At 65.9% G+C, this 9,059-nt stretch carries 8 protein-coding genes; 2 read left to right on the top strand and 6 right to left on the bottom strand.

Features of this window, described 5'->3' with window-relative positions:
- Positions 1-108: 108 nt before the first annotated feature.
- A complete protein-coding gene (locus CKY51_RS06800) occupies positions 109-2,313 on the bottom strand; it encodes a TonB-dependent siderophore receptor (RefSeq protein WP_022973727.1) in 2,205 nt (734 codons plus the stop codon).
- Between the two features lie 313 nt (positions 2,314-2,626).
- Positions 2,627-3,109 (bottom strand): Lrp/AsnC family transcriptional regulator, encoded by a 483-nt coding sequence (locus CKY51_RS06805; protein ID WP_031340476.1) that lies wholly within the window; start codon positions 3,107-3,109, stop codon positions 2,627-2,629.
- A gap of 126 nt (positions 3,110-3,235) precedes the next feature.
- Here CKY51_RS06805 and phhA point away from each other — a divergent pair, with 126 nt between their 5' ends.
- Positions 3,236-4,126: a phenylalanine 4-monooxygenase gene (gene phhA / locus CKY51_RS06810; RefSeq protein WP_022973729.1), complete on the top strand. Its 891-nt coding sequence runs from the start codon at positions 3,236-3,238 to the stop codon at positions 4,124-4,126.
- Between the two features lie 105 nt (positions 4,127-4,231).
- Positions 4,232-4,876, top strand: coding sequence for a DMP19 family protein (locus tag CKY51_RS06815; protein WP_022973730.1), 645 nt, complete (start codon positions 4,232-4,234; stop codon positions 4,874-4,876).
- A 54-nt stretch (positions 4,877-4,930) separates the two neighbouring features.
- Here the strand turns inward: CKY51_RS06815 and CKY51_RS06820 are convergent, their stop codons facing one another.
- The 4 genes from CKY51_RS06820 to kduI form a co-directional block, all read right to left on the bottom strand.
- Complete coding sequence (locus CKY51_RS06820; RefSeq protein WP_022973731.1) at positions 4,931-6,040, bottom strand: cupin domain-containing protein; 1,110 nt, start codon at positions 6,038-6,040, stop codon at positions 4,931-4,933.
- A gap of 401 nt (positions 6,041-6,441) precedes the next feature.
- Complete coding sequence (locus CKY51_RS06825; RefSeq protein WP_022973732.1) at positions 6,442-7,098, bottom strand: RpiB/LacA/LacB family sugar-phosphate isomerase; 657 nt, start codon at positions 7,096-7,098, stop codon at positions 6,442-6,444.
- 73 nt (positions 7,099-7,171) lie between these two features.
- Positions 7,172-7,927 carry a 2-dehydro-3-deoxy-D-gluconate 5-dehydrogenase KduD gene (gene kduD / locus CKY51_RS06830; RefSeq protein ID WP_022973733.1) on the bottom strand — a complete coding sequence of 252 codons (756 nt, stop codon included), beginning with the start codon at positions 7,925-7,927 and terminating at the stop codon, positions 7,172-7,174.
- 98 nt (positions 7,928-8,025) lie between these two features.
- Positions 8,026-8,880, bottom strand: a complete 855-nt coding sequence (kduI, locus tag CKY51_RS06835) for a 5-dehydro-4-deoxy-D-glucuronate isomerase (RefSeq protein WP_022973734.1) — start codon at positions 8,878-8,880, stop codon at positions 8,026-8,028.
- Positions 8,881-9,059: the final 179 nt, after the last annotated feature.

Below are 9,059 nucleotides of genomic sequence, written 5' to 3' on the forward strand. Positions count from 1 at the left end.
GTCCCCCGCGCAGCCCTCAGCAAGCGCCAGCGCAGCAACAGACCGCCCCGGTTACCGCCCCTGTAGGCGCGGCCCTGGCCGCGATGCGGTACCGATACCCCGCAGTCCTCAATAACGCCAGCGCAGCGACAGGCTGACGAAGCGCGGTTCGCCGTAGTTCTGGTAGTCCAGGTTGGCCCAATAGGTCTTGTCGAAGGCATTGCGCACCACCAGCGTGGCGGTCCACTGCGTGCTGATGCGGTAGTTGGCGTTGAAATGCACCAGCGCATAGGCGTTCTGCACCACCGTCACCGGGGTGGTGGCGCCGCTGCCATCGCCGAAGGGACGGGCGATGTTGAAGCCGCGCACCGCGCTCTGCCAGCTGACGCCGCCCCCCAGGCTCAGGCGTTCCCACGCGCCGGGCAGGCGCACTTGCGTGGACAGTTGCAGAAAGTCCTCGGGCAGGTTGGCGTAGATCGCGTCGGTGGGGGCGCGGGTGACCTTGACGTGGGTATAGCCACCGTTGATGGTCCAGCCCGGCAGCACTTCGCCGTTGAAATCCACTTCCCAACCGCGGCTCTTGGTGCCATCCACGCCGATGTAGGCCGAGCTGCCGTCCGGCAGCGTGCCTTCCGGTTGGCTGGTGTCGCGCACCGCGAAGTTGTCCTGCTTGGCCTCGAACACCGCCGCGGTGACCATCGCGCGGCCGCCGGGCAGTTGCGCCTTGATGCCGGCTTCGAGGTTGGAGCCTTCCACCGGCGCAAGCAAGGTGTTGTCCTTGTCGCGGTAGTTCTGCGGATTGAAGATCTCGGTGTAGCTGGCATACAACGACACCTCCGGCACCAGGTCGTAGACCACACCGACGTAGGGGGTGACTTCGTCGCTGACCTTGTAACGGCCGCTGGTGCCGGTATAGCCGCCGGCGGCGTTGAAGGCCTGGGTGCGGGTCTGCCAGGTGCTCAGGCGCGCGCCGGCGATCAGCGACAGCGGGTCGGCCAGGCGCAGGCGGGTGGAGGCATAGACGCCGCGCTGGGTGGTTCGCGCCACCGAACGGGCGCCGGTGCGCGCATAGGTGACTTCCGAGATATCGCCATCCCACTGGCGGATATCGGGAATGAAATAGCAGCGTTCGCGCACGCCGGTCGCGCTGACGCAGGTCGACCAATCGCTTGGATAGGCCTGGTTGACCCGATAGGTGGTGGCTTGCAGATCCTGCCAGCTGCCGCCGACGACGACGTCGTGCTCGCGGCCGAACAAGGAGAAACCGCCGGACAGATAGACGTCCAGACCGTCGCGGGTATCGGCGGTTTCGCCAGCGGCCGTGCGCAGAAACACGCCGCTGCCATCGGCGGCCAGGTAGCCGGTGCCGTAGACGCGCAGGTTCTGCACCTCGCCCTTGGTGTGCGCATAGTTGACGCGCAGCAGCCAGTCCTCGCCGAAGCGCTGTTCCAGATTGGCGAACGCGGTGCTGGTCTCGCGCTGCCAGCGTGTCCACTTCGGCGCCAGGTTGGTCGAGCGCGGCAAGTGGGCGAAGCTGCCGTCGGCAGCGAAGAACGGCACCGTGCCCCAGGTCGAACCGACCGGAGTGTTGTCCTGCCGCTGGTAGCCCACGGTGAGCGTGGTGCTGTCGGTGAGATCGCCCTCGAGCACCGCCATGCCGGACATTTTGCTGTCGTGGTAGCGGTCGTAGTAATAATCACGGTCCTGCCAGGCCGCCACCACGCGGCTGCGGAAACGGCCATCGTCGGTCAACGGGGCGTTGACGTCGGCCTGCATGCGCCGGAAATCCCAGCTGCCGGCACTGGCCGCGAACGAAGCATCGAAGACCTTGCCCGGGCGCTTGCGCAGCAGGTTCACCGTGGCCGACGGAATGCCGGCACCGGTCAGCAGCCCGTTGGCGCCGCGGATCACTTCGATCCGGTCGTAAAACACGGTGTCGTATTCCTGGTTGGTGGCACCGCTATAGGTCGGCAGGCCGTCGACCTGGAAGTCGGTGATCTGGAAGCCGCGTGCGAAGTACAGCGGCCGTTGGGTGTCGTAGAAGGACACGTTGACGCCGGTGACATTGCGCATCACATCGTCGAGGCTGAAGAGTGACTGCTCTTCCAACCGCTGCAGCCCGATCACGCTGACCGACTGCGGCGTTTCCTGCACGCTTAACGGCAGGCGCGTGGTGGTGGCCGGCTGCGCGCGGCTGATGCTGCCGCTGACGTTGACCTGATCCAGCGTCTTGGCCTCGGTCGCCTCATCGGCGCGTGCAGCGGTCGAGGTCATCGTCAACGCGCACAACAGCGCAGCAGACAGCGTGGCCAGGGGAAGCGGCTTGGCGAACATGGGGATTCTCATCGATGGGACGGACGCAACGCGTCGGTAACGGGCGCGATCGGCGCGCAAAGGCATCCCGCCCGGGCGACGTGCTGGCTGGCCCGGAGGCTGGCGATTCGACGAGGAGGACGCCGCATGACTGCGGCTGACGTTATGCAAATGTAAATCGTTATCATTTTTTCAGCAAGCGTACCTGCCGCCAGCCGCTTGCGCTCGCCGGTCCGCATGCAATGGCGAACACGTCAACCGTGATCAAACCACGCGACGGCACGCACGCCTTTCGCAACGACGCTAGCGTGCGTGAAAAACACAGCGCGCCGCTCTAGCCCAGATGCGCCAGCGGCAATCCTTCCGGCGCCTTGACCGTGCGCAGGACGAAGCTGGAGTTGACGTCGGACACGCCAGTGGCATTGAGCAGGCGATCGAGCAGAAAGCGCGAGAAGTGCTCCAGATCGCGCACCTGCACCTGCAGCAGATAATCCATGTCGCCGGTCAGGGCCCAGCAGGCGACCACCTCGTCCCAGCCGCGGACGCCTTCGGCGAAGCGTTCGATATCCGGCTGCCCGTGCTGCGCCAGCTGCACGCGTACGAATGCCTGCAGGCCCAGGCCGAGCGCGCGCGCATCCAGCCGCGCGCCATAGCTGGCGATGATGCCGGCGGCTTCCAAGCGCTGGATACGGCGCAGGCAGGCCGATGCCGACAGGTTGACCTGTGCGGCCAGCTCCGCATTGCTGCTGCGCCCCTGCCGCTGCAGCAGGGCCAGCAGCCGAAGATCGGTGCGATCAAGCGTGATCGACTCGCTCATTGTTGCTCTGCAGCAGATAAAGACGCACAAATATTGCGCCGATCGGCTTGACTCACGCAACTTTCGCAATCCTATTTCGCCCGTGTTTGGCTAAGGTGACCACTGGTCCCGCATCCGCGCCTTCCCATGAACGCAGCGCCGCAACGTGTCGAGAATCAGCTCACCGACAAGGGCTATGTGCCGGTCTACACCACCGCGGTGGTCGAGCAGCCCTGGGAGGGCTATAGCGCCGACGACCACGCCACCTGGGGCACCTTGTACCGCCGCCAACGCGAGTTGCTGGTCGGGCGCGCCTGCGACGAATTCCTGCAGGCGCAGGACGCAATGGGCATGGATGCCACGCAGATCCCGCGCTTCTCCGCACTCAACGAGGTACTGCAGGCGACCACCGGCTGGACCCTGGTCGGCGTGCAAGGCCTGCTGCCGGAACTGGACTTCTTCGATCACCTGGCCCACCGGCGATTCCCGGTGACCTGGTGGATTCGCCGTCCCGAGCAGATCGACTACATCGCCGAACCCGATCTCTTCCACGACCTGTTCGGCCATGTGCCGTTGCTGATGAATCCCCTGTTCGCCGACTACATGCAGGCCTACGGCCGCGGCGGCGTCAAGGCGCACGGCATCGGCCCGGAGGCGCTGCAGAACCTGACCCGGCTGTACTGGTACACGGTGGAATTCGGCCTGATCGACACCCCGCAGGGGCTGCGCATCTATGGCGCGGGCATCGTCTCGTCCAAGGGCGAGTCGCTGTATTCGCTGGAATCTGCCGCGCCCAACCGGATCGGCTTCGATCTGCAGCGCATCATGCGCACGCGCTATCGCATCGACAGCTTCCAGAAAACCTACTTCGTGATCGACAGTTTCGCGCAGCTGATGGATGCCACCAGCCCGGACTTCACGCCGATCTACGCCGCGCTTGCGCAGCAAGCGCCGCTACCGGCAGGCGATGTCTTGGCGACCGATCAGGTGCTCCAGCGCGGCAACGGCGAAGGTTGGAGCCGCGACGGCGACGTCTAGAGCGTGCTGCAGGCGGGCAGCGCAGGCGCGCTCGTCTGGCCGCCGCGACTCGACACCATCGCTCGCCCGGACTAAGGTCATGCCTGGTCACATCGCCATCGCTCAATGGACCTGACGCACTTGCGGATCCGGCGCCTGGAGCTGGACGACACCCGCCTGCTGTTCACCCTGGCCAACGGAATGCGGATCGACGAACCGATCCAGGCCCATCGCCTGCTGCTGCGGGCGACCCCGGCGCAACGTGCGCAGTGGCAGTTCACCGACGACGGCGACGGCGTCAATTGGCCCGCACTGGCCCCCCCCACCGACACTGGCCTGCTCAATATGCCCGAGTTGCTGTGGCGCCGACGGATCGCCCGTGCGACGGCGCGGCTGAGCGCGCTGCGGGGCGATCTGGAAGCGCTGACGCCGGGCGAGCGCGAGCTGGTGGCGCTGTCGCGCCTCGACGCCGATATGACCGAAAGCGGGTATGCACGCTACTTCGATCGCTGGGACACGCTGACCCGCAGCAGCGCAGTGCAGGCGCTGGCAGCGATCGGCGCGGCACAACTGCGGCAGGCGATCGAGGGCCTGGGCGGCGTGTTCGAGCGCCTCGAGGAAGATCCGGATCTGCTCAGCATCGAGGACATCCTCGATGCGATGAACGAGAACGACCGTCAACGCGTCGATGGCTGGGAGCAGGTGTATTACCGACGCTCGGACGAACTGCCCAGGCTGGGTTTGGCGCATTACGGCGTCGACAAAGCCTGAGCGGCGGTGTGAACCGACCGAGCGCGTGGGCAATGCGCATGGCGGCAGCGGGCGTCAGGATCCAGGCAGCAGATAACTCAGCAGGATCACCAGATCCTCTTCGCCGATCTGCTGCAGCGCGTGGCTGCTGCCGGGCCGGGTCAGCAGCGCATCGCCGGCGCCGACCTCATAATGTTTGCCATCCAATGCGTACAGACCACGGCCGCTGACGATGTAATAGATCTCGTCCTTGTCGTGCAGGTGCAAGCCGATGCCGGCGCCTTTGTGCAATACCCGCTTGCGCAGCACCGACTTCAAACCGGGCGCGTCGGCGAAGAACGGATAGGCGGTGGTGGCACCGGCACCGCCGTGCGGTCCAGGCTGCTGCCGCGCCAGGTCGCGCTCATGTACGACCAGCGAGGGATGCGCCTGCGCGGCCCGCTGTGCGGCGGCATCGGCTGCGACGCCGCAATCGGCATCGCGGCGTAGCTGCGACCGCAATGCCGGCTGCAACTGCATCCAACCCTGCACGACGAGGCAGGCGACCGTGGTCGCGCCGGCATGGCTGAAATGGGTGCCGTCCGCCTTGCTGTCGGTGAACAGGAAGTACGGCTTGGCCGCCTGTTCGCCAAGCGCGCGAATCCAGTCGCTGGAACTGGCATTGAGGTCGATCAGGCCGACCCGCTCGGCGCTCGCCAATTGCTGCATGGCCAGGGTGTAGCGGCCATGGGTATCGAGCAGCGCACCGAAGTCGTAGCGCAGGCGGGCGGCCGGCGTGATCAGGATCGGCGTGGCGCCGTTGTCGCGTGCAACCGCGATGTAGCGCCGCAATAGCTGGACGTCGTCGCCCTGCGGATCGGTGTAGCGGCTGGCGTCCTCGCGCCTGGCATCGTGATGGCCGAACTGGATCAGCACGACATCGCCGCGCCGCAGCTGTTTGGCGATGTCCTCCAGGCGCCCTTCGGCGATAAAGCTGCGCGTGCTGCGGCCGCCCTTGGCGTGATTGCGCACTTCCCACTGCGCCGGATCGAACCAGCTCTGCAGCATCTGTCCCCATCCGGCTTGCGGCGCACGCTCGGGGCCATACGCGGCGGCGGTGGAATCGCCGGCGATGAAGATACGCTGTGGCGTAGCCTGCGCCATGCCGGAGCATAGCAACAGCAGGCCGATGAACAATCGACGCATAAGAGGCTCCGAGCCGGATCGCTGGGGGTGCTGCGCGATGCACCGCGAAGCGGGGTCCGCTGCGCGCTCGCGTGATGATTCCGCTACCCGGCGTGTTGCGTGGATCAATCGCAACCAAACAGGTGTTTCGCCTCACCAGGCGCGCCCACGAGCGAGGCGGCTTTGTAACAGTCGCCACGCGCACGTCGGCGCTGCGCGCAAGGAGGGTTGGCCAACGCCCGCGGCACCCAGGACCCTCCAGCGATCAGGACAGACTCCATGCAGCGCTCACCGCATCGCGCACGGAGCACGCCGCCGCCAGCACGCGGCGTGCACTGCGATACGGGACAGGCGCACGGCGACGATGCCGATGCCGATGCCTGCATTCCTCGCGGAGTGCAGGCATCGGTATGCCACCGCACTCAAGCGGCAGCGGCTTCGCGCTTGCCCAGCAACTCGGCGACGAAGCGACGGATCTCCGCGTCCTGCGCGTTGTCGAAGAAGCACTGCTGGAAGCGCTCGCCGCCGATGGCCTGCTTGATCAGTTCCGGATCGATGGCGCGCAGGCCCTCCAGGTAGGACTTGGCGGTCGCCTGCTTGACCTGGGTCAGGATGCCGGCGTTGGCGGCCTGCGATTCGCGACGCTCGGCCGGATAGCCCATCCCGCGCTCGCCGCTGAAGGCCTTCTCGAAGATGTAGCGCACATTGATTTCCGCGCCCCAGCCGTAGCCCTTGGCGAAGGCCAGCGACAACGCATTGCCGTTGTTGACCTGGGCGAACAGGTAGGCGTCGGTGGGCTCGATGCAATAGCCGCAGAACACGCCCGGATGCGCATTGAGCGACATCATCGCGCCCTGGCCGGTGCCGCAGCCGGCGACCACGAAGTCCACTGCCTTGGAGTTCAACAGCAGGCTGGCGATGATGCCCAGGTGGATGTAGGTCAGGCGATGGTCGTTGTCGCCGTCCATGCCGACGTTGAACACCTGATGGCCCTGCTCGCCGGCCACGTCGTTGAGCTGCTGCAGGATCACCGGATTCTTGCCGGCCTGACTGAACTCATTCATCAGTGCGATTTTCATGGGGATGCTCCGATTGGGTTGGGGAAGTGTTCGGCACCTTCTCCCGGCGGGGAGAAGGACGCCGCATGATCGATCAGCGTGCCAGCCAGCCGCCGTCGACCGGGATGATCGCGCCGTTGACGTAGTCCGAGGCCCGGCTGGCCAGGAAGACCGCAGTGCCGCCGAGATCGGCCGGCTCGCCCCAACGTCCTGCGGGGATGCGATCGAGAATGGCCTTGTTGCGATCCTGGTCGGCACGCAGCTGGGCGGTGTTGTCGGTCGCCATGTAGCCGGGAGCGATGGCGTTGATGGTCACGCCCTTGTTGCCCCACTCGTTGGCGAGCAGGCGGGTAATGCCGGCGATGCCGGACTTGCTGGCGGTATACGACGGCACCCGGATGCCGCCCTGGAAGGACAGCATCGAGGCGATGTTGATGATCTTGCCGCTGCCCTGGGCGATGAAGTGGCGTCCGGCCGCCTGCGACATGAAGAACGCCGACTTCAGGTTGACGTTGATGACGTCGTCCCAATCCTGCTCGCTGAAATCCACCGCATCGGTGCGGCGGATCAAGCCGGCGTTGTTGACCAGGATATCCAGCCCGCCCAGCCCGGCGAGGGTTTCGTCGACGATGCGCTGCACCGGCTCGATGCTGATCAGATTGGCCTCGATGGCCAGGAACCGGCGGCCCAGGGCCTTGACCTTTTCTTCGGTCTCGGTGGGCGCCTGGATGCCGGCGGCGGCGATGTCGGCGCCTGCCTGCGCCAGCGCCAGCGCGATGCCCTGACCCAGGCCGGTATTGGCGCCGGTGACCAGCGCCACCTTGCCTTCGAGACTGAACGGATTGCTCATTGCCTTGTCGCTCCTGATGCGTGATGTCGCGTTCGATGATGCGTGATGTCGCGTTCGATGAGGACGCCGCCGGCAAACGCGCAGGCGGCGTGTAAGCCTTACTTGAGCTGGCAGATGTCCAGCACGTGCATGTCGGTGTAATCCAGGTTCTCGCCGCCCATCGCCCAGATGAAAGCGTAGTTGCTGGTGCCGGCGCCCATATGGATCGACCACGGCGGCGACACCACCGCTTCGTTGTTCTGCATCACGATGTGACGCTGCGCCTGCGGCTCGCCCATGAAGTGATACACGCGATCGTTGGCGCCGAGATCGAAGTAGAAATACACCTCGCTGCGGCGGTCGTGCAGGTGCGGCGGCATGGTGTTCCACACGCTACCCGGCTTGAGCACCGTCAGCCCCAGCAGCAGCTGCGACGACTGACAGATGGCGGGGACGATGTACTGGTAGATGGTGCGCTCATTGCTGGTTTCCAGCGCGCCGCGCTCCAGCGCCACCGCATCCTTGATGGAGAGCTGCTTGGTGTCGAAGCGCGCATGCGCCGGCGTCGAGGCGAGATAGAACAACGCCGGGCTGCCAACATCGGCCGAGGCGAACACCACCTGTTCGCTGCCCATCGCCACGTACAACCCATCCTTCGGCCCAAGCGTGTAGACGGTGCCATCGACGGTCACCGTGCCGGTACCGCTGCCGACGTTGATGACGCCCAGTTCGCGCCGCTCCAGGAACGGGTGGCCGGCGGCCGAAGCCGGCTCGGTCTGCTGCGGCAATTCCAACGGCGTCTCGCGTGGCGCGGCACCGCCGATCACGAAGCGCTCGTAATGGGTGTACTTGAGGGTCACCGCCCCGTCCACGAACAAACCGTCGAGCAGGTACAGCTCGCGCAAGGTGTCGTTGCTGGCGCCAGCCACGGCTCCGGGATGGGTGGCGTAGTGGGTTTTGCAATACAGCGACATGGGCATCTCCGGTGGCAAGCGAGGGGGACTCGGGACCCGTCGCCGGCATTGTACCGGCTCTGGTAAACCGGTGTCATTGCGCAGTGCACGAAGGGTTTTTCGGGACCCAGGACCCAGGACCCAGGACCCAGGACCCAGGACCCAGGACCCAGGACCCAGCGCTCAGGGCTCAGGGCTCA

The organism is Xanthomonas maliensis, assembly GCF_009192945.1.
GTDB classification, from domain to species: Bacteria; Pseudomonadota; Gammaproteobacteria; order Xanthomonadales; family Xanthomonadaceae; genus Xanthomonas; species Xanthomonas maliensis.

Bases quoted from the DNA above. Each gene is read 5' to 3' on its own strand.
- phhA (WP_022973729.1), top strand. From the start codon at position 3,236: ATGAACGCAGCGCCGCAACGTGTCGAGAATCAGCTCACCGACAAGGGC.
- CKY51_RS06805 (WP_031340476.1), bottom strand. From the start codon at position 3,109: ATGAGCGAGTCGATCACGCTTGATCGCACCGATCTTCGGCTGCTGGCC.
- CKY51_RS06825 (WP_022973732.1), bottom strand. From the start codon at position 7,098: ATGAAAATCGCACTGATGAATGAGTTCAGTCAGGCCGGCAAGAATCCG.
- CKY51_RS06800 (WP_022973727.1), bottom strand. From the start codon at position 2,313: ATGTTCGCCAAGCCGCTTCCCCTGGCCACGCTGTCTGCTGCGCTGTTG.
- kduD (WP_022973733.1), bottom strand. From the start codon at position 7,927: ATGAGCAATCCGTTCAGTCTCGAAGGCAAGGTGGCGCTGGTCACCGGC.
- CKY51_RS06815 (WP_022973730.1), top strand. From the start codon at position 4,232: ATGGACCTGACGCACTTGCGGATCCGGCGCCTGGAGCTGGACGACACC.
- CKY51_RS06820 (WP_022973731.1), bottom strand. From the start codon at position 6,040: ATGCGTCGATTGTTCATCGGCCTGCTGTTGCTATGCTCCGGCATGGCG.
- kduI (WP_022973734.1), bottom strand. From the start codon at position 8,880: ATGTCGCTGTATTGCAAAACCCACTACGCCACCCATCCCGGAGCCGTG.